We start from the raw sequence: 23,824 nt of genomic DNA on the forward strand, positions 1-23,824 counted from the left end.
ATATAGTAAATGACAAATATATCAATTGTCAGGATTTATTAACAAGTAAAAACACCTGTTATTAAAATAGACTTTGAAAATGAAGTTTTTTTAATTTCTTTCAAAAATTAATACAAATAAAAAGCGCCGCAATTTCCATTGTGGCGCTTTTCTATCATCTTCCCGACTTCAGAGGAAAGAGATTAATACTAGAATTTAATTAAACCCCTAATTTCTTAGCAATTTCAGCAGGAATTCCTCCTTTGTTTACTAGTAATGCAGTAGTTTTATATTTTACGAAGTTCTTAGTTACAAACAAGAAACCTTTGTAGTCGTTTGTTTCTCCCCAAGAATTTTTTACGATATAGTATTCTTTTCCAGTTTGATCTTTTGCAAGACCAATAATGTGCATTCCGTGGTCGTCTGTTGTAGTGTAGTTATCAAATGCAGCCTGACGCATTTCTGGAGTAATTTCTGGTTCTGCTTTTGGTCCGTTAAACATGTCTGCTTTTTCTTCAGCTGTCATGTCGTCGAATTTTTTAGATGCTACGTAAGCTACACCGTTTTTCCAGCTAAAGCTTTTCTCGCTCACATCTGTTGCCCAAGCTACAGTGTATCCTTTTTTAAGTGCATTGTCAATAACGTCTGTCATATCGTTCAATTTTACGTTGTAAACTTGATCCAATGACCAGTTGTCTGGCACCATCATAGTTGTTTTTTGGTAGTAAGGCGCGTTTGTAAAAGATGACATTTCTACATAATCATCTGGGTTAATTCCTACTACTTCTTTAGCAAAAGATTGTGGCGTGTAGTTTTTTCCTTTGTATGTAAAGTTATCTGGCACTTTTCCTAAGTAAGAATCAATAACTGCTGCATAGGCTTTTTGCCAGTTTGGAGTCAATTCTCCGTTCGGGTTTTTTACCACTGCTGTAAGAACACCTTCCATAAGAGCGCCCATTTCAGCAAATTTGTTTTTGTCTGTTCCGTAGTTTAATCCTGTGTAAACTTCTCTTGGCACAGTTCCATATTTTTTATACATATTAATTACATCGTGAAGAGCTCCTCCGTCTCCAAGCGTAATTGCTCCGTGCATACGAACATAGTTTACTCCTTTTTCTACATATACGTTTCTTGCAGAATAAATTTGAGATAGCTCAACTGGCTGTTTTCCTAAACGAATCATTTCTGACTCTAAGAATGAGTTTGTTGAGTAGCTCCAGCAAGTTCCAGATGATCCTTGAGATTTTACAGATGTTGTACCTAGGTTAATTACTTCTGTGAATTTGAAGTTTTCTTTACTTTTGTCGCTTGCATTTAGTTTAAGTGAGTTTACTAAAATGTCTTGCGCAAAGCAGCCTGCAGTTCCAGCCAAAAATACTGAAGCAGCAAACACTGATTTGAATGAAAATGTATTCATAATTTATGTTTAAGATTTAACAAAATTAGTCTTCAATGTTTCCAATTTGTTACAAAACAATTAAATATTATACAATTTGTGTAATCTTAAATTGTTAATATTTTCTTAACGGCATAAATTATTAGGTTATTTAATACAAAAAGCCTCGATAACGCATTATTGAGGCTTTTTGTGTGTAGTATTTTATAAATTAACTTCTTACAAGTTTTTTCGCTTCAAAATTTATCGCATCCAGTTGCTTCCAAAAACGATATAGTATGCCCAATCTTCTGGTCCTTTGGCAACGTCTATTCCCATTCGGAGTTTAAATTTTCTGGCAATTAGGTATCTAAAACCGCTTCCGTAGCTGTAAACGACAGGTTTTGCAAAAGCCTGATCCCAATCGTTAAAGGCGCTTGCGAGACCTCCGTAGCCCATAAGGCTCCATCTTCGGTACAAATCCCATCTAAACTCGAGTTCAGATACAATACTGGTTTTTCCCATATAACGGGCAGCGGGAATTCCTCGCATATTAATTCCTGGCTGTAAATAAAAAGGCGGACTCCCCAACGCCTGTTCTCCTTCAATCCTGAGCCCACCAATTAAGGTTTTCGCCAACGGATAATATCCTATTGCCGATAAATTTATTCGCCATGCCTGATAATCGCTACCAAGTGCCTTGTCTGACCAGAAAAAATCGGACTGAATTCTTACTCCTTTATCTGGTGTAAATATATTGTCACGTCCGTCAAACTGAAGCGCAAGTCCCAGCTGGCTTATGGTGCTCTTAATGTCTTTAGGGTCTACAAATGGCGGCGGAAGATTAAAATCGGGCAGGTTTATCTTGGAGTTTAAAAATAGATATTGCGGTCCTGCACTCCATTTTGCATTTTTAAACTGTTTGAGCCATTGCGTATAAAATATAGTTGATTTAAAGTTGAGTTTAAATTCTTCGTCATTATGATTGGGAAGATTATTGGCGTAAAATGATAAATTCATATCGCCATAAGCGGCAAAACCACGATACAATATTTTAGATTTTACCAATGTTGCAGAACGAAAGGCACCTGCCAACCAGCTTTTATTTGCAGTGTACATTCCTATTCCTCCTGTTATATCTGGATTTACGAGGCGTTTGGTTCCGTCTTCTTCAATAACAGGCGGACGTTTTTTTAAGAAAACCGGTGCGACTGCACCTCCAAATCCTCCCAGCGCAGGTTCTGTAACAATGGTAGGCACAACTAAGAATCCGTTGGCATAGATAAGAAAGTCACTCAAATCGAAAGCTCCATCTAGAGAATCTTTAAAAACTACTTGGTGTTTTTGTGCGCTTAAAACATTAAACGATAAGATAATCCAAACCAAAAATAGAATGCTTTTTTGTGTCGGTTTTTTGTTTTTCATATAAGATTTTTATCGTTTATATTTAAAATTTCACCTCATCTACAAAACCCGAAATTCTTAATTAAGAAATTATTTTTTCTTGAAACTGAAAACATGTGCCAACGTAATAAAAAAGGTATTTCCTTGAAATCTATTTTCGGCATTGACTTCTCCAACCCATCTAAAACCTGCCGATGTCATACAGCCAATGTGCAGATAATTAATCTCTGCGCCAAGTCCTGCAACTTTATCTTTGTCTGGTTCAATAACAAGAATGCTTCCTACTGGAATCTTGTCTTCAGAAACTTTGTATTGCAGATAGTAAATTAAACCCGCATTGAGTATGCCTTTTGGAGCAGTTTTTTCGGCATTCATGCAATAAAAGGTTTTTCCTAAACCTCCTTCAATGCTTAAAATATCACCTGTTTTTATATCGGTGTCTTTCTTTTTTCCGTTGATTTCATAAGAGGCTAAAGCCGAAAAATGAAATGTTTTCTTATCATTAAAAAACAATGTAGTACCTGCAGAGAATTCGTTCATAAACATTCCTAAACCGCTATTGTTGCTTCCGCCAAGTTCATATTTACCAGTGGGCAAATACAATTGATAACCAAATACAAAATCGGCTCTTTTGTTATGCCAGCCTAACTGAATGGGCTGTATGTACATATCTGTAAAAGCAAAATCGCTTTTAGAATCAATGTAACTTCCTTGAATTGTGTTAGAAGCGCCAGCTATCAGAATTGTGGCTCCATAATTGGCTCCTAAAATTTTAAAATCGCTTACATAATTAGCTCCAATACCTGTTATAAACATCGTAAGATCTGGATTGCCAACTTTGTCTCCGTTAGAATCTCTTAAAGAAGATGCGCTATAAATATAACCTGGAATATATACGCTAAGTGTGTTTTCTGGTGATTGAGTTCCCGATTGAAGTCCCATTGACCCCAAAATATGTCCGCCTTTTAACTGGGCATTACCACAAAAAGCAATCAATAGCAATGTTGCTGTTAAAACCGATTGCGCTAGTTTTTTCGGATTATTAATTTTTGCCTTCATAATGAAATATTTTGAATGGATTACGGCTTGGTAACAGGCATCAAATAATTATTATTGGAGAAAACTTTATTTGAAATAATAAACCTCTGAACGATCCGGATTTATACGAATCGTTTTAAAGTATTCTGAAGGAGATTTTCCGGTGTGTTTTATAAATGCCCTGAAACAAGTTGTTCGAGATTTAAAACCAGAACCCCAAGCCATGCCTTCTAAGGATAAATCTTTCCATTCTGGATCGTTTATTTTCTCTTTAAAATATTCAATCCTTTTAAGATTTACATAATCCTGAAAATGAAGTCCGAATTCAGAATTAATTAAATTGGATAAATGGTGCACAGATATTCCTGTTTCTTCAGCCAAATCTCTTATTACAAAATCTTTTTTTAAGAATAAACTCTTCGAGTTTAATTCGTAATCTAGTTTTATAAGGTATTCTTCCCTTTTTTCAAGAGTCAGTTCGTTGGCAATTGGAAGCGTACTTTTTGTTTCTTTTGCTTTTACTACTAATGTATTGTCTACAACAAAATCGAATGTTTCTTCTTCGTCATGAAAGATTTGCGGTTTGAAATAAAGCCAACCAACGGTAAAAAACAATACAGAAGAAAGAAGAATATAACACGAAAGATCTGTTGGCTCTACTTTTTGCAATAAAAAATGATGAACAAAAAGTGCCGAAAATAAAACCAAAATCATGAGATTGTATACTCTAATCCAGTTAATTACTTTAATATGATGAAATTGGTTTCCTGCAAATTTTTTCAGATCATAGTTTAAAATCAACATGGTTTGAAAAAAGACATAGAAAAGCCAAATCGTCAGTGTTAAAACAGAAAATGGATTTTTGATTAATCCTGCAATGTAATGAACCGCTTTTATATTAGTATAACTTCCAACATAAACAACCAGCGTTAAAAAGAAATAAATACCAAATGGCACAAAATGTAACCAATCGTATTTTCTGAAACTTTTATTTAATGATAAAATGTTTCTAACGTACAAAAATGAGCAAGGAGCGGTTAAAAATATAAACGCTTTTGTAATGGTAAATAGATCTGGAAAATCTTTAAATAAGTTGGCCGACAAATAAAAATTGTAGATACTTACTACCGCAAGACTCAATAAAAACATTCCCAAAAAGAAACTCTTTGAATAGTTTTTTCTGGAAAATAAAACCATAATTGAAGTTGCCAGACCTGCAATTGTGGCTACGAAAAAGAAAAGTGAGAGTAATATATCGATCATTTTTTTTAAGCTTAATTAGTGAATGGTTTTCTTAAAATCTTAAAAATAGAATGCGAGAAGGGGCGTGTAGTATAAAATTGTACTTGCCGAAGCTTGGCAAGTACAATATTTATTTCTGTTTTAATTATTTTTTAACTGTTCCAGGAGGGAAATCAGCTAGTATTTTTTTAATTGCATCGTTGATGAATTGTTCTGGATTATCTGGTTTGCTGTCAATTTCAGCATTTCCGATTCCTTGCCAAACCAATTTGTCTGTTTTTGCAGATACGATATCGATAATTAATGATCCATCAACATAATCATAAGAATTAAATGTTGTAGTACTGCCACCCATCATAGCACCGCCACCCCAATATCCGTATGGACGATACATTCCGCCATAGCCATAAAAATTACTATCGGCTGTGACTTGAGTTTTGTTTTTTAAAATAGAAACAGCATTTACTTTTAAATCTGGATTACTCGATTCTGTAAAGCCTTTTGCGAGCATTTCGTTTCGGATTGCTTTTGCAACACGATCAACATTTAACTGATTTACTTGGCCTTGCTGTGCTTTTAAGTCATAAACTGCAAAAGTTTTGTATTCGCTAAAGTTCGCCGCATGATCATAATCAGTTGTAACTTTTACAGTTGGAGAGCAGCTGTAAAACAAACCCAAAAATAAAATTGGGATTATACGAAGACTTGTTCTTTTAATATTCATGTTTTGGTATTTATTAAATTAATAATTAAATCAGTTTAACTCGAATGTATTAAAATCATAAAAATCTTGAACGAAGGGGGCAAAAACATCCAAAGAATCGTCAAAGCACCACAAGTACTTACTAAACAATTACTTAGATCACTATCAAAGATAAATCATTTTATTTAATTAACAGTATTAAATAAATAAAATCTTACTTTACCCTTATTTGATTTGTTTTACTGAGATTTTCGTTTTTATTTGTCTATTTAACTTTGCATAACTATACCCTAAATTTCGGATGCTATTGGCAGTTTACCGTGTTTTATTGCTTCTAACATTTTATTGTAATCCGATTCGTTTTGATCAGCATATAAAACCGAAAATTCTGAAATGGCGTTGGCAAATTTATCTGTATCTCCAATATAACCCGAAATCATTGAAGGATCTCCTGAACGTGCGTGAGCTCTTGCAAGCGCCCATCCGCAAGCTTTGGCATAATCTGCCAGATTTTTGGGTTTCATTACTTCTAAAACCGGTTTGATTTTAGCATCTCTAAGTTGTCTTATATAGAAAAATCTGTCTTTACTATCGTTTGTCCAACCCAAAAACATATCAGATGCAGACTGCATCAGCTTTTGTCCCATTACAATACGTTCGCCCTGATGAGTGTATTTGCTTTTAACTTTTACATTTTCTTCTATCACACTTTTTCTGGCTTCTTTAAATTGTAAAAAAATAGGCTCGCCTGTAGCAGACATAAGCAAACTAATTCCGCAAAGAGTTCCAACGCTTCCTACACCCACGACCTTAATGACAATATCATGAAGCTTATATCTGCTTAATAAAATCTGCTTCTCTTCTGAAAGAGATTCTATGTATCTTTTATGAATAATTTCACCTTCTTTAGCAACTTGTTTTTCAAGATCTCCGCTTGGGTGAAATATCAACGGTGGATCATCTTTTATTCGTGCTCTGGCTCCGTCAAAATAAGTCATCTTTGCAAATTCTTTTTCGTGAGCTGTATATTCTGATGCTTTTTTTATTCTCTTCTGGTCAAACTCTTTCTGTTCTTTATCATGACCTAATTCAATCATTTCTGCCAGATCAATATCTGCATACCAAATTTGAAGGGCAGATAATTTACTGTAATCCAACATATGCCGTTTGTAACTATCAGCAACATGCCAAGCAAATTCTTTGCAATTTTTATTAGAAAATTTTCGCCATCTTCCTGCAATAACAAAACTTGCTGCCAGTCGTTTTATATCCCATTCCCATGGTCCAGGAAACGTTTCGTCAAAATCATTTATATCAAAAACCAATTTACGTTCGGGAGTAGCAAAACCTCCAAAATTCATTAAATGGCAATCACCGCATAGCTGTAAATTTATTCCCGATATTGGAGTATGCGCTAAGTCGGCAGCCATAATTGCCGCTGCTCCTCTGTAAAATGAAAAAGGCGATTCCATCATTCTGCTATACCGAATTGGCACTAGACTTTCAACTCTTCCTTCACTGGTTTTGATTAAAATATCTACTGGATCTTTTCGATTTTTAAAAGAATTCCATTCCTGATGCTTCTCTAAAGGAATTTTCTTTCTAATCGAAACTCCTTTTTCATAACGTTCTGCCTTTGATGCTATCGGGTTAAATGGGGTTTTGGCTGTATGTTTTGAATCTTCTTCCATAATTCCGATAAATAAAATTAAAAAGACCTTTTTAAAACGGTTTTATTATTGTGGAAATATAAATGCTACAACCGCTCTTAATCCCCAATCTGGTCTTATGTTTGAATGGCCAACAACAGGAATTAACGGCATAACGGCAAATTGCATCGTCTGACCTCCTAATTTTGTAATTGCACCAACATTTGGACTAACGGTAATAAGAGTTGTATTTCCTTCCCAGTTTTGTGTGATCTCTGAAGTGATTCCTAAACTTGCACCGCTTTTATAACTATGCGTTAAGAATATTTGAGTGTAAAACTGATTGAAATCTGCTCTATCTGCATTTCCTGCAACAGACCAAATTTGATTGGCTAAAAAACCAATAGAAAGTCCTTTTCCTTGATGCATAACTAAAACGCTTGGTCCAATTCCGAATTTTTCTGTTCCTAAAAGTTTGTCTGTAGCAGTTGGCACTAAAAAAGCAGGACCAACTCCTAAGATGATTCCTTTTGTTTTGGGAGCAAAAAATGCGGTTACGGTGGCATCACTTAAACCAAACTCGTGTGTGTTTTCTCCCGTTACATCCTGCTGATCTACAACCGGAAGAATATAACGAGTAATTAAGTTTAAATTCTCACTTAACTTGAATGGAACAACAGGCTGTATATTGATCTGATATTTTGATCCATTATAAGCGCCAATTCCGTAAGTAAGATTATTTTGCAACGGAACACTAATTAAACTTGCCACAGGATTTGCCATTTTATCTGCTAGTTCCTGTGCACTGTTTCCCGCTTTTGCCGGTTCTTCTTGAGCTGAAATTGTAAAAGTGACAAATAGCAGCAATATTGCTAGAAAAGAATTTTTCATACGGCTTAAAACTTATTAATTAAAAAACTTCAACTCTTTGCCCCTTTAATCTGCAAACAATTTTTTTTCTTACTCTGCGAAGACTTTTTTCCAGTCTTTCTGCATATCCACAACATGCCATTTATTTTTTGCAGCTGCATTTAATGAAGCATTATCTTTCTCCTGATATTTATACTCTCTTATTGAATCATTGTGATTTACGAGTAATTGAAAAGATGGATATTTATTTCCCTGCGAATAAGTTAGCATTGCAATATCTCCTGCTCCGCCTTCATTACCACAAGCAAAAACAGGTCGCTGTCCAATGTGCAATTGAATGCCAACTGGTTTTCCTTCTTTATCATTAAAATGGTCTAAAGCCGCTTCTCGTTGTACCGCATTTTTAGCTGCATCATATTTATATTTGAAAGAAGTTCCTACCACTTGGTCTTTCGGAATTCCGTAAAAATCCTGAGATATTGCTCTTACTACTTCGATTGTTCCACCAGTAACGATGTATGTTTTAAATCCGTTGGCACGTAGATAATTCAGCAATTCTAATTGCGGCTGATAACGTATTTGTTTTACGGGAATATTTTTACCCGGATATTGCGCACTTTTAAAAAAGTCATTCACCGAAGTTTCAAATTCATCTTCAGTCATTCCTGTATGAGTTGCAGCAACCAATTCTATAAGTGCTTTATCGCCTCCTTTTTCAAAAAAGGTTTTATCTTTTTCTATGACTGCCTTAAAAGGTTGTTTTTGCGCCAATTCAGGTTTGGCTTCTACCATTTTTTTTACTCGATAAAAAGCAAATAATTCCTGAACATAAGGCTTTTCAGCCCAAAGTGTTCCGTCATTATCAAAAGTGGCAATTCTACTTTCTGTTGGAATAAAGTCTGGACTTCCTTCTTTGGTTACTTTTTCAACATAAGCGATTATATCTTTCTTTAAAGCTCCGTCATTCCAGCTTGGCAACGGATCACCGCTTACAGCAGTTTCTGTCTGTTTATTTTCTGTCGGAGAAGTTAAAGTATCCGATTTTTTACAGGAAAAGAAAAACAAAACCATCAGAAGTAATATGTATATGCTTTTTTTCATGATGTTCTATGTTAGTAAAAGAGATTCAGATTTTTCAATCTGAATCTCTTTTAAGATTATTTATTTTTTCTTTTTTGAAGCTGTCTCTTCTTCTTCTTTTAACTTAGGTAAAACATTTTTCTCTATATACTTTTGGGCTTTGATATCTTTCATGGCTTCTTCCATAATGGTATAAGCTGAGAAACTTGGCGGAATTGATCTTGGCGGATATTCTTTAAATGTTTCTGCAAATACAACTACATCTTGGATTGCACCATACACTAACTGTACGTGATTCAGTTGATAATCCCAGAATGTATTTGAAGTGATATCAGCTCTTTCAAAAGGATCTTGATACAAATTGAATATTTTTTGCAAACGCAATTTGGTAAATGGTTCTGCCCAAACACCCATTGTACCTGCTAGACGTTGTTCTGCAAAAACATATTTATAATCTCCTTCTCTCAGACCTACCAAAAGCCCATCATCATCTGTATAAAAGAATTTATCTCTTGCACTTTTTGCTGTTTTGCCTTCTAAAAATTTACTTTGGTCATAACCATCTAAATGCACTTTATAAGTTTTACCATTTGCGCTATAACCTTTTAAAAGTTTATTTACGATATCTGGTTCACCTGCAATTGAAGCGAATGTAGGAATCCAATCATTATGGCTCATCAATTCAGTAGTTACAGTTCCAGCTTTAATATGTCCTGGCCAACGTACAATACATGGTACACGGAAAGCTCCATCCCAGTTAGTATTTTTTTCTGAACGGAAAGGTGTCATCGCTCCATCAGGCCAAGTATTCATGTGAGGGCCATTATCTGTAGAATACACTACAATTGTATTGTCAGCTATTCCTAAATCGTCTAATGCTTTTAAAATGCTTCCAATAGTTTCATCGTGTTCAATCATACCGTCAATATACTCACTGTCTCCATGCGTATATCTTCCTCTGTGTTCTGCTCTTACGTGTGTACGAAGGTGCATACGAGTAGCATTGAACCAGCAGAAAAATGGTTTTCCTGCAGCATTTTGTCTCTTAATAAAGTCGATTGCTGCAGCAGAAGTTTCATCATCAACAGTTTCCATTCTTTTTTTAGTAAGCGCCCCTGTATCTTCAATTTTTTGCTTTCCAACTCTTCCAAAACGAGGATCTGTAGTTGGATCATCAACATTCGTTGCTGTACATTTTAAAACCCCTCTTGGTCCAAATTTTTTCAAATATTCTGGATCTTTAGGATAATCTGGCAATTCTGGCTCTTCTTCTGCATTTAAGTGATACAGATTTCCGAAGAATTCATCAAAACCATTTACAGTTGGCAAACTTTCATTTCGGTCTCCTACGTGGTTTTTACCAAATTGTCCAGTTACATATCCTAAGCTTTTCATAATTCCTCCAATTGAAGGATCTAGCTGGCTCATTCCCATTGGTGCCCCTGGGAAACCAACTTTTGTAAGACCAGTACGTAGACCATGTTGCCCGGTTAAAAATGCCGCACGACCAGCAGTACAGCTTTGTTCTCCATAATAATGTAAAAATCTAAGCCCTTCATTGGCTAAACGATCAATATTTGGAGTTGTGTAGCCCATAAGTCCATCACTGTATGCACTTATATTAGTTGTTCCAATATCGTCACCCCAAAGCACCAAAATATTTGGCTTTTTGCTTTGCGCTATAATAGAAACCCCAGAAAAAAATAGTAACACAAATACCTGTAAGGCATTTGAAAATCCGCATTTTAATTTGATTTGTTTCATGATAAAAAAATTCGTTAATGATCTTGTTATGATATGAGCTTGAAAATCCAAAAAAATAAATGGGAAAATTGCAATCTTTCAAAAAACACTTTCAACCTTAGGTTGCATTTTTTTGATGTGTTTCAAATTCATTTTATTTAAAAATCTGAAACAAAATATTTTTAACTTTTTCTTAAGTTTCTCAAAATTAACTAATAAATGAGCGAACAATTGTATTTATTAGGTATGAGCTTGTTTCATTTTATAAGATGAAACAACATAATTTAGGAATTTGCACCAAAATGTTTCATTTTATAAAATGAAACATCGCAAAACATCAGAAAATTAAGCAGTTAAGTCTTTGGTGAAAAAGTACCAAAAAGAGAGAAATAATCATGTGAATTCTATTTTGACATCAATATTTTTTAAACTTTTAGTCAAATGGAACAAAAAAATCTTCTTTTTAAACTAAAAATTTATCAGATTATCAAAATATTACACTATAAAATGTCTAGTAAAAGATAAAAAGTCTAACTAAGCAAACTATTTTTTTTAAAAAGGTTTAGTAACAAAAAAGCCGCTTAAAAAATTAAGCGGCCTTTTTTACATATCTTAAGAAATGTTACTCGATTTCAGAAACTCTCATCGTGTTAACCATTCCTCTATCTTTAATTGGCATTGCAGCAAGGTTGATTAAGTAATCTCCTTTTTGTGCATAACCTTTATTGATTGCAATTTGATTTACATCTGTTACAGTGTCATCAGTACTTTCTTCATTATCATAGTAGAAAGATTTAACTCCCCACAATAAATTCAATTGTGTTAAGATTCTTTTGTTTGAAGTAAATACCAAAATATGAGCTGTAGATGGTCTCCAAGCCGAAATTTGAAACGCTGTATAACCGCTGTTTGTTAAAGTACAAATTGCTTTAGCCTCGATTTCATTTGCTAATAAAGCTGCTTGGTGGCAAACTGTTTTAGTAACGAAACGTTTAGTTTTAATTTGTGGTGTATTCTGAGGCACTTGAATAAGCGGAGAGTTTTCTACAGCTTCGCAAATTTGTGCCATTCTTTGAATTACTTGTACAGGGTAGTTTCCAGTAGCAGTTTCTCCAGATAACATTACAGCATCTGCACCATCCATTACAGAGTTTGCAACGTCGTTTACTTCTGCTCTTGTCGGAGTTAAACTTGTAATCATTGTTTCCATCATTTGTGTAGCAACGATAACAGGAATTCTAGCTGTTTTAGCTCTTCTGATCAAATCTTTTTGTACCAATGGAACTTCGTGAGCAGGAAGCTCAACACCAAGATCTCCACGAGCAACCATTAAACCATCACAATATGCTACAATTTTATCCATGTTCTCAAGAGCTTCTGGCATTTCAATTTTAGCAATGATTGGAATTTTTACATCTGAATGTTTAGCAATTAATTCTTGTAAATCTTGTAAATCGCGTGGAGTCTTTACAAATGAAAGTGCGATCCAATCTACTTTTTGCTCGATTGCGAAAATCGCATCAGCAATATCTTTTTCAGTTAAAGCTGGTAAAGAAATTTTTGTGTTTGGAAGATTAACTCCTTTTTTAGATTTTAATTCTCCACCTTGAATAACTTTAGCAACAACTTCTGTTTTTTTATCTGTAGAAACAATTTCGAAAATAAGTTTACCATCATCAAGCAAAATGCGCTCTCCAACATTTACATCATTTGGGAAATTCTGATATTTCATAAATGCTTTTTTAGCATTTCCGATAATATCCTCTGCAGTTGTAAAAGTAATTTCGTCTCCATCATGTACAACAGTTCCTTCTTCCATTACACCAACTCTAAGTTTTGGTCCTTGCAAATCTCCTAAGATTGCAGTTGTGTAACCAAACTCTTCGTTTAATCCTCTAATGATGTCGATTTTTTCTTTTACTCCTTCGTAATCTGCATGCGAAAAATTGATTCTAAACACATTAACCCCAGCATCGATCATATCTTTAATGATCTCTCTTGTACTACAAGCGGGCCCAAGTGTAGCAACAATTTTGGTTTTCTTGTTTGTTAGCATTTTTTTTAAAAAATTAGATTGTTTTTTGATTTTATTTTGTCTGTATCAACAGCATAAATAGCCGCAATACTTTCTATTGTGTTTAATTTTTGTTGAATTTCTGAAAAATTAAGCGCCTCTTCGCTATTATCAATTTTCAGGAAAAAATCGACTTTTTTAAATTCAGGAAGTAAATGAATTGTTGTCGAAACCTCACTTGTTTCATTAGAAAACAAATTCTGGAAATCATTTGTACTCACAGAAATGATTTCATTTTTATTCTGAATTAAATTCCAGGAAACAGCCTTTTCTTCATCATAATAATAGAATCTCGAAAAATTTGCTTCACCTTCCTTAGTTTGAGCATGGATCTCGTGTTTGCTCTTACTTAAGTTGATCGGAAGGATTTTATTAATAAAATAAGCCAATCTATAATCTTCTAATGAAGTATGAATTGCCATTAAATAATAATCAATTTCGTCAAATTCGTCTAAATCCAATTTATGAATAGCCATGTCTTGAAAAATCAAGTTGTAAATATACTATTTCTAAACGGAGCATCAACAGTAATGACGCGCTTGTTTTGTTAAATTATAAACGAAAACGTTGTAGACTTGTGATAGTTACAACATTTTTGCAGCTATTTCTTGTCAATTTTTTCTTGAAATGCAAAATAAGCTCTCTGAGATGCTTTTTCTTCTGCTTTCTTTTTTGAAGTTGCACGCGCTCTTGCGACAACTTTATCGTCAATGCTCAATTTGACACCAAATAAACGCTGGCCGTCTATACCATTATCTTCGAAAATGTCATAATGAAAAACTCTTTTTTCTTTCTGACACCATTCGATAACAAGACTTTTATAACTAATAACTTTACCTTCTAATCGAGCAATATCGACATAAGGAGTTACTACTCTTTTTTGGATGAATTTCTCGCAAAAAGCATAGCCTTTATCTAAATAAATTGCTCCAATTAAAGACTCAAAAATATTACCATGAATGTTTTCTCCAAAGTGCTGAATTGGCACTTTGCTCTCTACAAACTGTACTAAATTTAAATCTTTACCTAACTCGTTCAAATGCTCTCGACTCACAATTTTCGAACGCATTTTAGTTAAATAACCTTCGTCACCATTTGGAGCTTTATTAAATAAATGTGCAGCAATCACGGCACTTAACATAGCATCTCCTAAAAACTCTAAGCGTTCATAATTTATAGGATGCCCATTTTGATCTAATTTATTTGAAGAGCGATGTGTGAAAGCTCTTCGGTAAAAATCAACATTTGTAGGCGGAAAACCAAGAATTTTCTGAATAGTGTCAAAAAAAATCCCGTCTTCTAGAGAACGGGATTTAGAAAATATTTTTTTGATAATATTCATATACAGAAAATTAATCAGCTAGTTTTTTAAACAATACGCAAGCATTGTGTCCACCAAAACCAAATGTATTACTCATAGCAACATTTACTTCTCTTTTTTGAGGTTTGTTTAGAGTAAGGTTTAAAGATGGGTCAATGTTTTCATCAACAACTGTATGGTTAATCGTTGGAGGAACAATTCCGTGTTGCATTGCCAAGATAGAAGCAATAGCTTCGATAGCTCCAGCAGCACCAAGTAAGTGTCCTGTCATAGATTTTGTAGAGTTGATGTTGATATTTTTGGCGTGATCTCCAAAAACTTTACTGATTGCTTTTAACTCAGCAACGTCTCCTAATGGAGTAGAAGTTCCGTGAGTATTAATATGATCAACCTGATCAGGTGTCATTCCAGCATCTCTCAATGTGTTTTCCATTACTGCGATAACTCCAATTCCTTCTGGATGTGGTGCCGTTAAGTGGTAAGCATCTGATGACATTCCGCCACCACCAATTTCACAGTAGATTTTTGCACCTCTAGCTTTAGCATGTTCGTAATCTTCAAGAACCAAAGCTCCTGCTCCTTCTCCTAAAACGAAACCATCTCTAGTTGCATCAAAAGGTCTTGAAGCTGTTTCTGGACTTTCGTTTCTTGTTGATAAAGCGTGCATTGAGCTAAATCCTCCCATACCAGCAATTGTAACTGCAGCTTCAGAACCACCAGAAACAATAACATCGCACATTCCTAAACGAATGTAATTGAAAGCATCGATTAGCGCATTTGCAGAAGATGCACAAGCAGAAACCGTTGTATAATTTGGTCCCATGTACCCGTTACGCATAGAAATATGCGCTGGAGCGATATCGGCAATCATTTTAGGAATAAAGAAAGGATTGAACTTTGGAGTTCCATCACCTTTTGCATAATACAATACTTCATCCTGGAAAGTTTCTAAACCTCCAATTCCTGCTCCCCAGATAACACCAACTCTTTGTTTGTTTACGTTGTCATTTGTGATTCCTGCATCTTTAATAGCTTCATCACTAGCAGCAATTGCATATTGTGCAAACTTATCTAATCTACGAGATTCCTTGCGATCCATGTAATCTTCAATATTGAAGTTTTTTACTTCGCAGGCAAATTTCGTTTTATGTTTCTCGGTATCATAATATGTGATCGGAGCGGCTCCGCTAACTCCATTCACAAGTGCGTTCCAATATTCTTGGATATTATTCCCGATAGGAGTAAGTGCACCTAATCCTGTTACAACAACTCGCCTTAATGCCATAAATATGTGTTTTGTACTTTAAACAAATAAAACCCACGCTTTCTTAACTTATTGTTATTTAAGAGCCATGGGAATTACAATAAAATATATCTTGTTTGATTGAAAATCAATCGAAATTTAAATTTTAAAAAAATAATAACACCCGACTCTTAAAAATTTCAAAAATCAAAAATCAAATTCCAACTGGAATTTGGAATTTCAAAAATTGGTACTTTTAGAAATCGGGTGTGGTATTATTATTTTTTTGCTTCTTCGATATAAGAAATAGCTTGACCTACAGTAGCAATGTTTTCTGCTTGATCGTCTGGAATTTGAATATCAAATTCTTTTTCGAATTCCATAATAAGCTCAACAGTGTCTAATGAGTCAGCTCCTAAATCATTAGTGAAGCTTGCTTCTGTTACAACTTCGTTTTCGTCAACACCTAATTTGTCTACGATAATCGCTTTTACTCTTGATGCAATGTCTGACATAATCTTTAATTTTAGAATTTAATTTGTTGGCAAAAATAAAAAACTTTATTTTAAAACAACTATTTAGTTTATAAATGTGACACTAATTTATAAAATTAATTTCAAGAAAGGTCTTTTAAAGCTATTTATTTTCGATTTTTATTCCGTTTTTTGCAGTCTTAAAACACACAACTTTATGAAAAAAATTATCGTTTTCGCCTCAGGATCAGGAACTAACGCGGAGAACATTATAAAATATTTTTCGAACACCGAAATTGCGAAGGTTGTTTCGGTCTTTACAAATAATGCTTCGGCAAAAGTGATTGAAAGAGCAAAAAATCATCAAATTCCGGTCGAAATCTTCTCAAAAAACGAACTTTTAGAAAGAAACGTACTACAAAAAGTGCAAGAAATCGACCCGGATTTGATAATTTTGGCTGGCTTTTTATTAAAGTTCCCAGAAAACATAATCGAACAATATCCGAATAAAATAATCAACATTCATCCTGCCCTTTTACCAAGTTACGGAGGTAAAGGAATGTACGGAATGCACATACATAGAGCAATTGTAAATAATAAAGAAAAAGAAACCGGAATCTCTATTCATTATGTTAATGAAAACTATGATGAAGGCGGTATTATCTTTCAGGCAAATGTGGCACTAACCGATGAAGATACTCCAGAAAGTGTTGCAGAGAAGATTCATGAGCTGGAACAAAAACATTTTCCAGAGATTATTCATAAATTGTTAGATTCAAATTTCAACTAATCAAATCTCAATTTAAACAATCTACAATTTAAAATAATTAAATGTCTCACGAAGTACATATATATACAGACGGCGCAGCAAAAGGCAATCCAGGAAATGGCGGTTATGGAGTCGTAATGGAATTAGTCGGAACACCACATAAAAAAGAATTTTACGAAGGTTTTCGTCTCACTACCAATAATAGAATGGAACTTCTAGCAGTAATTGTAGGTTTAGAAAAACTGAAAAAGCCAAACATGAAAGTCCTTGTGGTTTCAGATTCTAAATATGTAGTCGATTCTGTTGAAAAAAAATGGGTTTTCGGTTGGGAGAAAAAAGGATATAAAGACAAGAAAAATCCCGACCTCTGGAAACGTTTTTTAATTGCATATCGAAAACATCAAGTAGATTTTAAATGGATTAAAGGACATAACAATCATCCGCAAAACGAACGTTGCGATCAATTGGCAGTTATGGCATCGATGCAACCGAAACTTTCTGTAGATGTCTACTACGAAACCATTGGTTCTAAAGAATAAAAAAAACGCATCAAATAATTGATGCGTTTTTTTGTACTAACTTAAATTTCTTATTTACTCTTTATCTAAATCTTTTGCTGTTTTAAATCCAGTCAAAAGCCCGATTCCTGCCATTATAAAAATAATTGAAGGATAAACAGCTCCATCATCTAGAGAAGTATAAGTTGTAATTAACAACGCTAGAAAAATTCCAACTCCACTACCTATTAATAAGAAAGCTATATTGACAACAAATATTTTCCATGCTGGAACTCCGTTACCTCTTCCCTGCAAAAAAATACTAGCATCTACTCCTTTTTCTATAAGAGCAAGTCGCTCTCTATTTCTTGTTGAATAAATTAAATAAACGATCCCGAAGATCATCAAAAAAAGACTTAGCGGTACTAAAACTTGTGGTCCCATAATTTTATGTTTTTATAATTGATTGATACTCCATATGACGACACCTTTTAAATTGAGGTTACAGCTTTTTTGAAAAATTTTTAAATTTTAAATTTCAAACTTAAAAAATCACTGATTATCAGCTATTTTTGAATATATTTTTCGCAAACAAACTTTATCGAAGTCTTAAATTTTGACAAAGTATTATACTCCTATATATGTACATATAACAAAATTGGAATTTTGAATTTGTATTTAGAATTCATGCTTAAAAAAAATAGAATTTATTTTCGAATTTCTTGTAACCTAAATAAACAAACGGTCGTCCTATATAATATGAGCACAATACAAGATCAACATTATATCGATAAAGTTTTGCGGGGAGACACCAATGCATTTGGCGTTCTTGTAGATCGTTATAAGGATATGATCTTTACTTTGGCTCTAAAAATGGTTAAAAACCGTGAAGAAGCAGAAGAAGTTGCTCAAGACACCTTTATAAAGATTTATAATTCGCTGACAAAATTTAAGGGAGATTCCAAATTTTCGACTTGGATTTACAAGATTGCTTATAATACATGTCTAGACCGTTTGAAAAAAAATAAAAAAGAAGATCTGAATATTTCTATTGATGATTTTTCTTCTCATTTAATTAAAACCATGGACAATGCTTTGAGCGCATTAGAAGAAAAAGAACGAAAGCAAACCATTCAGAAATGTTTAAATTTATTGCCAAGCGATGAAAATTTTCTTTTGACCTTATTTTATTTTGATGATCAGAATTTGGAGGAAATTGGAAAGATCATGAATATATCGGCCAACAATGCCAAAGTAAAGTTATTTAGGAGCCGACAGAAATTAGCTGTAATTTTGAGACAGCAGTTAGAACCAGAAATAATAGAATGTTATGAAAGAGAGCGATAAAAATATAGAACAACTTATTGAGAAAATGATGGCTGAAGAAAAACTGCAGTCGCCATCAATAGATTTTACTTCTAAAATAATGGCTGAAGTTCATCTTTTAGAAGAGAAAAAACTCAAAGCATACAAACCTTTAATTTCTAAACCAATCTGGATTTTAATGGGATTGGCTTTAATTGCTTTGGTGATTTATGTTTCTCTATTTACCGCATCACAAAACAATTTGGAAATTGGCAAACAGTACGCCGATCAAGTGGCAAGTCTATTTTCAGGAATTCATTTTTCTAAAAATATCTTGTATGCCATCTTAATTGTTCCAATTATGATTCTGCTTCAGGTTGGAATTTTGAAGAATTATTTTGACAAAAAGTATCAATTATAAATTTAAAGATGAGAAACAAAACGACAACTTTTAAACAAGTTCTAAAAGCAAAAAGAATACCCATATATATTCTCTTAATGTTGCTGTTTTTTATCACTACTCATACATCAGCAACTCCATCAAACTTTACCACTAAAGACGTAAAATTTGTTAGCGAGGGCATTTCACTCGCTGGAACTATTTTTACGCCTAACAACATGCAAGCTGCTGTTGTGATTGTTCACGGATCTGGACAGGAAAAAAGAATGATAGACTTTGCTACAACTCTAGCCAATAATGGAATTGCAGTCTTAACATATGACAAACGTGGAGTCGGAGAATCAGGTGGCGTATATGCTGGACCAGAAGTAGGAACTAATAATGTCGATTTCTCAAACCTAACTCTTTTGTCTTTAGATGCAAGTGCAGCTGTAAACACTTTGTCAAAATATTTATCAAATGACAAAATATCAATTGGCCTTATAGGCGGTAGTCAAGCTGGATGGATAATTCCATTGGCTGCAGAAAAAAATAAGAAAGTCAAATTTATGACCATATTTAGCGGAGCTCTTATCACGGTTAAAGAACAATTGAGATTCCAATTTTATACAAATGGGAATCAAGATTTTTGGAATACGCATTCAGAAGAAGAGGCAAGAAAGCACGTATTCAATGATCCAGACAAATATGAGTTTATTGATACAAATCCAAACGACATTCTTTCTAAATTATCAATTCCAGGATTTTGGATTTTTGGAGGCAAAGACATTCAAGTTCCAGTTAAACTATCAATCGAATATCTCGATGCATTAAAATCTAAAGAGAAACCTTATGAATATAAATTATTTCCAAACTTGGGTCACAATACAGCATTTTCAAACTCTGAAGAACCTATGAAGGATGCAATCAATTGGATTAAAAATATAAAATAATTTAAGGAATCGTACGCAAAGAATTTTTCGTGTTTTAATCGAAAAAAGAAAAACTTCTTCATTTAAAAAAACAAGACAGAAGAATGAGCTGTAAATTATTCGCAATTATTTTCAAAAAAGTTGCATCTTAAATTCAAAAAACCTATTATAAACACTGCGAAAAATCAATTTTAATTCATTCATTTACAATAGTTTTACTTCGAAAATACCTTCATTTTTTTAAGAAAATTTTGAGACCCTAAACCGTTGCAAGATTGTAACTTATGAAGTATCTTTGCACCCTAATTCGAAATTCATAAAATGAATAAACTATTGATTGTTGGAACAGTTGCTTTCGACGCGATTGAAACTCCTTTCGGAAAAACAGATAAAATATTAGGTGGTGCTGCAACGTATATTGGTTTATCAGCTTCATTTTTTAACTTGCAATCGGCCATTGTTTCTGTAGTTGGCGACGATTTCCCTCAAGAACATTTAGATCTTTTAACTTCAAAAAATATTGATATCTCTGGTATTGAAATTGTAAAAGGAGGAAAGACTTTTTTCTGGAGCGGTTTATACCACAACGATTTAAATTCTAGAGACACTCTTGTAACAGAGCTGAATGTTTTAGCTGATTTCCAGCCAAAAGTTCCTCAAAACTACAAAGATGCTGATGTTGTGATGTTAGGAAACTTACATCCACTAGTACAAAGCAGTGTTTTAGATCAGATGGAGAAAAAACCAAAATTAGTAGTTTTAGATACTATGAACTTTTGGATGGACTGCGCTCTTCCAGAATTATTAGACGTTATTAAACGTGTAGATGTTATTACAATCAATGACGAAGAAGCTAGACAACTTTCTGGCGAATATTCATTAGTAAAAGCAGCTGCGAAAATCCAAGATATGGGGCCAAAATATGTGGTCATCAAAAAAGGAGAACACGGAGCACTTTTATTCCACAACAGAGAAGTTTTCTTTGCACCAGCTTTACCATTAGAAGATGTTTTTGATCCAACTGGAGCTGGAGACACTTTCGCAGGTGGTTTCTCTGGATTTATTGCACAGAGCGAAAACATTTCATTCAACAACATGAAGAATGCAATTATTTACGGTTCAAATTTAGCTTCGTTCTGCGTAGAAAAATTTGGAACTGAAAGGATGGAATCATTAAGCAAAGCCGAAGTAGCGATTCGATTACAGCAATTTAAGTCGTTAACTCAGTTTGACATAGAAATATAATGCCTAAGAGCCTCGATAAAACGGGGCTTTTTTATTACGAATACACACAACTTACAACAACACACAAATAACAAAAAACAATGAGCGACGCTTTAAAACACGAATGTGGTATAGCCTTAGTTAGACTACTAAAACCGCTTGAATATTATAAAGAAAAATACGGAACTGCTTTCTACGGAATCCAGAAAATGTATTTAATGATGGAAAAACAGCACAACCGCGGACAAGACGGTGCTGGTTTTGCAAGCATTAAATTTGATGTTGAACCTGGACAGCGCTACATTAGCCGAGTTCGTTCTAATCATTCGCAACCAATCCAAGATGTTTTCAAACAAATCAATGAGCGCGTTAGCGAAGAACTAAAAGCGCATCCAGAACTTGGAGACGACATGAAAGAACTAAAAGCAAACATTCCTTATGTTGGAGAATTGTTTTTAGGTCATGTTCGCTACGGAACTTTTGGAAAAAACAGCATCGAAAGCGTTCACCCATTTTTGCGTCAAAGCAACTGGATGCACCGTAACTTGATTTTGGCAGGAAACTTTAATATGACAAATGTTAAAGAACTTTTCGAAAATCTAGTTGAATTAGGTCAGCATCCAAAAGAAATGGCTGATACTGTTACTGTAATGGAAAAAATTGGTCACTTCTTAGATAAGGAAGTAATGCAACTTTACCAAGACTGTAAAGCTGAAGGATATTCTAAAAGAGATGCTTCGCCAGTAATTGCAGAACGTTTGGATATTGCTAAAATCTTAGCTCGTTCGGCTAAAAACCTAGATGGTGGTTATGCTATGGCTGGTTTATTAGGTCATGGTGATGCTTTTGTTTTTAGAGATCCAGCAGGAATTCGTCCAGCTTATTTTTATCAAGATGATGAAGTAGTGGTTGTAGCTTCTGAAAGACCTGTTATTCAAACTGTATTTAATGTTCCTTTTGAAAGCGTTCAGGAAATTGATCCAGGAAATGCTTTGATTATCAAGAAAAACGGAAAAGTTACCATGAATCAAATCTTGGAACCAACTGTTAAAAAAGCTTGTTCATTCGAAAGAATTTATTTCTCAAGAGGAAGTGACGCTGAAATTTATCAAGAACGTAAAGACTTAGGAAAATTAATTTTACCTGCTGTTCTTAAAGCAATTGACAGCGATACAGATAACACTGTTTTCTCTTATATTCCAAATACAGCTGAAACTTCATTTTATGGTTTAGTTGAAGCTGCTCAGGATTTCCTAAATCAGAGAAAAAACAATTATATTCTAGAAAATAGAAATACGTTAACCGCTGAAACACTTCAGGAACTTTTAGCTGTAAAAATACGTACAGAGAAAGTTGCTATTAAAGATGCTAAACTTAGAACCTTTATTACAGAAGATAGCAGCCGTGACGATTTAGTGGCTCACGTTTACGATGTTACATACGGTGTAATTAAACCAGAAGATAATTTAGTAATTATTGACGATAGTATTGTTCGTGGTACTACATTGAAAATGAGTATCATTAAAATGATGGATCGTTTGAAACCAAAACGTATCGTAATCGTTTCATCTGCTCCACAAATTCGTTACCCAGATTGTTACGGAATTGATATGGCAAAACTAGAAGGTTTAGTTGCTTTTAGAGCAGCACTTGCTTTATTAAAAGAAAGAAACCTTTACCATATTGTAGATGAAGTTTATGCAAAATGTAAAGCTCAAGAAAATTTCCTTGATAAAGATGTTGTAAACTATGTAACAGCAATTTACGACCAATTTACACCAGACGAAATTTCAGATAAGATTGCAGAAATGTTAAGCTCGCCAGAAATCAATGCTGAAGTAAAAATTATTTTCCAAACAGTAGATGACCTTCATAAAGCTTGTCCTAAAAATTTAGGTGACTGGTATTTCACTGGAGACTACCCTACTCCAGGTGGAAATCGAGTTGTAAACCGTGCTTTTATGAATTTTTACGAAGGGAAAGACGCTAGAGCGTATTAATAAAATACTAATAAAAGGTTAAATTGTGCATTTCATCGGTTTTTTTTGCCGTTCATCCTATTTCTTTGGTGAAATTGAAAAGCTATGATACTTTTGAGATACCATAACATTAGTAGGTTAAGTTTATGGTAGATTTGGGGCAAAAAGGGTGGAAGCAATTCCACCTTTTTTATTGGAATTAACTCAACCAATTTATAAACAACCTATTACATCTCTTAATCGGATATACTTACCTTTCATCTGAAAAATTTTCTTCACAATATTATCTGCCATACATTTACTAAACCATAACATTAGTAGGTTAGTTTATGGTAGATTTGGGGCAAAAAAGGCGGAGTAACATCCGCCTTTTTTATTTTTAAAATTTAAAAACCTGTAAATCAGATAATTAAAAACATTTCATCGAGTATAATTGCCTTTCATCTAAAAAATTTTCTTTATAAAAATACCTGCCATACATTTACTGAACCATAACATTAGTAGGTTAGTTTATGGTAGATTTGGGGCAAAAAAGGCGGAGTAAA

At 33.9% G+C, this 23,824-nt stretch carries 22 protein-coding genes; 7 read left to right on the forward strand and 15 right to left on the reverse strand.

Features of this window, described 5'->3' with window-relative positions; all coding sequences use genetic code 11:
* Positions 1–199 precede the first annotated feature (199 nt).
* From JC605_RS03810 to JC605_RS03875, 14 genes are all read right to left on the reverse strand, one after another.
* Positions 200–1,396 (reverse strand): aminopeptidase C, encoded by a 1,197-nt coding sequence (locus JC605_RS03810; RefSeq protein ID WP_198854945.1) that lies wholly within the window; start codon positions 1,394–1,396, stop codon positions 200–202.
* Between the two features lie 222 nt (positions 1,397–1,618).
* Positions 1,619–2,779: a BamA/TamA family outer membrane protein gene (locus JC605_RS03815; RefSeq protein WP_198854946.1), complete on the reverse strand. Its 1,161-nt coding sequence runs from the start codon at positions 2,777–2,779 to the stop codon at positions 1,619–1,621.
* Positions 2,780–2,848: 69 nt separating this feature from the next.
* Positions 2,849–3,817, reverse strand: a complete 969-nt coding sequence (locus tag JC605_RS03820) for a transporter (RefSeq protein ID WP_198854947.1) — start codon at positions 3,815–3,817, stop codon at positions 2,849–2,851.
* A gap of 66 nt (positions 3,818–3,883) precedes the next feature.
* On the reverse strand, positions 3,884–5,059 hold the full coding sequence (locus JC605_RS03825) for an AraC family transcriptional regulator (RefSeq protein ID WP_198854948.1): 1,176 nt from the start codon (positions 5,057–5,059) through the stop codon (positions 3,884–3,886).
* Positions 5,060–5,183: 124 nt separating this feature from the next.
* Entirely contained in the window at positions 5,184–5,762 is a 579-nt protein-coding gene (locus tag JC605_RS03830; RefSeq protein WP_198854949.1) for a DUF4136 domain-containing protein, read from the reverse strand.
* Positions 5,763–6,031: 269 nt separating this feature from the next.
* Positions 6,032–7,432 carry a DUF2252 domain-containing protein gene (locus JC605_RS03835; protein ID WP_198854950.1) on the reverse strand — a complete coding sequence of 467 codons (1,401 nt, stop codon included), beginning with the start codon at positions 7,430–7,432 and terminating at the stop codon, positions 6,032–6,034.
* 45 nt (positions 7,433–7,477) lie between these two features.
* A complete protein-coding gene (locus tag JC605_RS03840) occupies positions 7,478–8,281 on the reverse strand; it encodes a hypothetical protein (protein WP_198854951.1) in 804 nt (267 codons plus the stop codon).
* Positions 8,282–8,350: 69 nt separating this feature from the next.
* Entirely contained in the window at positions 8,351–9,361 is a 1,011-nt protein-coding gene (locus JC605_RS03845; protein ID WP_198854952.1) for an HAD family phosphatase, read from the reverse strand.
* Between the two features lie 60 nt (positions 9,362–9,421).
* Entirely contained in the window at positions 9,422–11,104 is a 1,683-nt protein-coding gene (locus tag JC605_RS03850; protein WP_198854953.1) for an arylsulfatase, read from the reverse strand.
* Positions 11,105–11,705: 601 nt separating this feature from the next.
* Positions 11,706–13,139: a pyruvate kinase gene (pyk, locus tag JC605_RS03855; RefSeq protein ID WP_198854954.1), complete on the reverse strand. Its 1,434-nt coding sequence runs from the start codon at positions 13,137–13,139 to the stop codon at positions 11,706–11,708.
* Positions 13,140–13,144: 5 nt separating this feature from the next.
* Positions 13,145–13,633: an IPExxxVDY family protein gene (locus JC605_RS03860; RefSeq protein ID WP_198854955.1), complete on the reverse strand. Its 489-nt coding sequence runs from the start codon at positions 13,631–13,633 to the stop codon at positions 13,145–13,147.
* Positions 13,634–13,758: 125 nt separating this feature from the next.
* Positions 13,759–14,499, reverse strand: coding sequence for a ribonuclease III (rnc, locus tag JC605_RS03865; protein WP_198854956.1), 741 nt, complete (start codon positions 14,497–14,499; stop codon positions 13,759–13,761).
* A gap of 10 nt (positions 14,500–14,509) precedes the next feature.
* Positions 14,510–15,763, reverse strand: coding sequence for a beta-ketoacyl-ACP synthase II (fabF, locus tag JC605_RS03870; protein ID WP_111368511.1), 1,254 nt, complete (start codon positions 15,761–15,763; stop codon positions 14,510–14,512).
* Between the two features lie 236 nt (positions 15,764–15,999).
* On the reverse strand, positions 16,000–16,236 hold the full coding sequence (locus JC605_RS03875) for an acyl carrier protein (RefSeq protein ID WP_007137004.1): 237 nt from the start codon (positions 16,234–16,236) through the stop codon (positions 16,000–16,002).
* A 175-nt stretch (positions 16,237–16,411) separates the two neighbouring features.
* Between JC605_RS03875 and purN the strand changes: the two genes are divergently transcribed.
* Both purN and rnhA read left to right on the forward strand, forming a co-directional pair.
* Complete coding sequence (gene purN / locus JC605_RS03880) at positions 16,412–16,984, forward strand: phosphoribosylglycinamide formyltransferase (protein ID WP_198854957.1); 573 nt, start codon at positions 16,412–16,414, stop codon at positions 16,982–16,984.
* 41 nt (positions 16,985–17,025) lie between these two features.
* The gene (gene rnhA / locus JC605_RS03885) at positions 17,026–17,502 is read left to right on the forward strand and encodes a ribonuclease HI (protein WP_198854958.1); all 477 of its coding nucleotides are present in this window, start codon (positions 17,026–17,028) and stop codon (positions 17,500–17,502) included.
* A gap of 54 nt (positions 17,503–17,556) precedes the next feature.
* On the opposite strand, the gene JC605_RS03890 is transcribed toward rnhA, so the two are convergent.
* On the reverse strand, positions 17,557–17,904 hold the full coding sequence (locus tag JC605_RS03890; protein WP_198854959.1) for a DUF6249 domain-containing protein: 348 nt from the start codon (positions 17,902–17,904) through the stop codon (positions 17,557–17,559).
* A gap of 315 nt (positions 17,905–18,219) precedes the next feature.
* Between JC605_RS03890 and JC605_RS03895 the strand changes: the two genes are divergently transcribed.
* The 5 genes from JC605_RS03895 (at position 18,220) to JC605_RS03915 (ending at position 23,300) form a co-directional block, all read left to right on the forward strand.
* Positions 18,220–18,807: an RNA polymerase sigma factor gene (locus JC605_RS03895; RefSeq protein WP_198854960.1), complete on the forward strand. Its 588-nt coding sequence runs from the start codon at positions 18,220–18,222 to the stop codon at positions 18,805–18,807.
* Positions 18,791–19,186, forward strand: coding sequence for a hypothetical protein (locus JC605_RS03900; RefSeq protein ID WP_198854961.1), 396 nt, complete (start codon positions 18,791–18,793; stop codon positions 19,184–19,186). The genes JC605_RS03895 and JC605_RS03900 overlap by 17 nt, the downstream gene beginning before the upstream one ends.
* A gap of 8 nt (positions 19,187–19,194) precedes the next feature.
* Positions 19,195–20,097, forward strand: a complete 903-nt coding sequence (locus JC605_RS03905; RefSeq protein WP_233074022.1) for a S9 family peptidase — start codon at positions 19,195–19,197, stop codon at positions 20,095–20,097.
* Positions 20,098–20,397: 300 nt separating this feature from the next.
* Positions 20,398–21,321, forward strand: a complete 924-nt coding sequence (locus JC605_RS03910; protein ID WP_008465988.1) for a PfkB family carbohydrate kinase — start codon at positions 20,398–20,400, stop codon at positions 21,319–21,321.
* 80 nt (positions 21,322–21,401) lie between these two features.
* Entirely contained in the window at positions 21,402–23,300 is a 1,899-nt protein-coding gene (locus JC605_RS03915; RefSeq protein ID WP_198854962.1) for an amidophosphoribosyltransferase, read from the forward strand.
* Positions 23,301–23,824 lie beyond the last annotated feature (524 nt).

Source organism: Flavobacterium sp. IB48, assembly GCF_016405855.1.
GTDB classification, from domain to species: Bacteria; Bacteroidota; Bacteroidia; order Flavobacteriales; family Flavobacteriaceae; genus Flavobacterium; species Flavobacterium ginsengisoli.

Bases quoted from the DNA above. Each gene is read 5' to 3' on its own strand.
- JC605_RS03915 (WP_198854962.1), top strand. From the start codon at position 21,402: ATGAGCGACGCTTTAAAACACGAATGTGGTATAGCCTTAGTTAGACTA.
- JC605_RS03875 (WP_007137004.1), bottom strand. From the start codon at position 16,236: ATGTCAGACATTGCATCAAGAGTAAAAGCGATTATCGTAGACAAATTA.
- JC605_RS03845 (WP_198854952.1), bottom strand. From the start codon at position 9,361: ATGAAAAAAAGCATATACATATTACTTCTGATGGTTTTGTTTTTCTTT.
- JC605_RS03815 (WP_198854946.1), bottom strand. From the start codon at position 2,779: ATGAAAAACAAAAAACCGACACAAAAAAGCATTCTATTTTTGGTTTGG.
- JC605_RS03900 (WP_198854961.1), top strand. From the start codon at position 18,791: ATGAAAGAGAGCGATAAAAATATAGAACAACTTATTGAGAAAATGATG.
- fabF (WP_111368511.1), bottom strand. From the start codon at position 15,763: ATGGCATTAAGGCGAGTTGTTGTAACAGGATTAGGTGCACTTACTCCT.
- JC605_RS03910 (WP_008465988.1), top strand. From the start codon at position 20,398: ATGAATAAACTATTGATTGTTGGAACAGTTGCTTTCGACGCGATTGAA.
- JC605_RS03830 (WP_198854949.1), bottom strand. From the start codon at position 5,762: ATGAATATTAAAAGAACAAGTCTTCGTATAATCCCAATTTTATTTTTG.
- JC605_RS03905 (WP_233074022.1), top strand. From the start codon at position 19,195: ATGAGAAACAAAACGACAACTTTTAAACAAGTTCTAAAAGCAAAAAGA.
- JC605_RS03825 (WP_198854948.1), bottom strand. From the start codon at position 5,059: ATGATCGATATATTACTCTCACTTTTCTTTTTCGTAGCCACAATTGCA.
- JC605_RS03820 (WP_198854947.1), bottom strand. From the start codon at position 3,817: ATGAAGGCAAAAATTAATAATCCGAAAAAACTAGCGCAATCGGTTTTA.
- JC605_RS03840 (WP_198854951.1), bottom strand. From the start codon at position 8,281: ATGAAAAATTCTTTTCTAGCAATATTGCTGCTATTTGTCACTTTTACA.
- JC605_RS03895 (WP_198854960.1), top strand. From the start codon at position 18,220: ATGAGCACAATACAAGATCAACATTATATCGATAAAGTTTTGCGGGGA.
- JC605_RS03890 (WP_198854959.1), bottom strand. From the start codon at position 17,904: ATGGGACCACAAGTTTTAGTACCGCTAAGTCTTTTTTTGATGATCTTC.
- rnc (WP_198854956.1), bottom strand. From the start codon at position 14,499: ATGAATATTATCAAAAAAATATTTTCTAAATCCCGTTCTCTAGAAGAC.
- rnhA (WP_198854958.1), top strand. From the start codon at position 17,026: ATGTCTCACGAAGTACATATATATACAGACGGCGCAGCAAAAGGCAAT.
- pyk (WP_198854954.1), bottom strand. From the start codon at position 13,139: ATGCTAACAAACAAGAAAACCAAAATTGTTGCTACACTTGGGCCCGCT.
- JC605_RS03860 (WP_198854955.1), bottom strand. From the start codon at position 13,633: ATGGCTATTCATAAATTGGATTTAGACGAATTTGACGAAATTGATTAT.
- JC605_RS03810 (WP_198854945.1), bottom strand. From the start codon at position 1,396: ATGAATACATTTTCATTCAAATCAGTGTTTGCTGCTTCAGTATTTTTG.
- JC605_RS03850 (WP_198854953.1), bottom strand. From the start codon at position 11,104: ATGAAACAAATCAAATTAAAATGCGGATTTTCAAATGCCTTACAGGTA.
- purN (WP_198854957.1), top strand. From the start codon at position 16,412: ATGAAAAAAATTATCGTTTTCGCCTCAGGATCAGGAACTAACGCGGAG.
- JC605_RS03835 (WP_198854950.1), bottom strand. From the start codon at position 7,432: ATGGAAGAAGATTCAAAACATACAGCCAAAACCCCATTTAACCCGATA.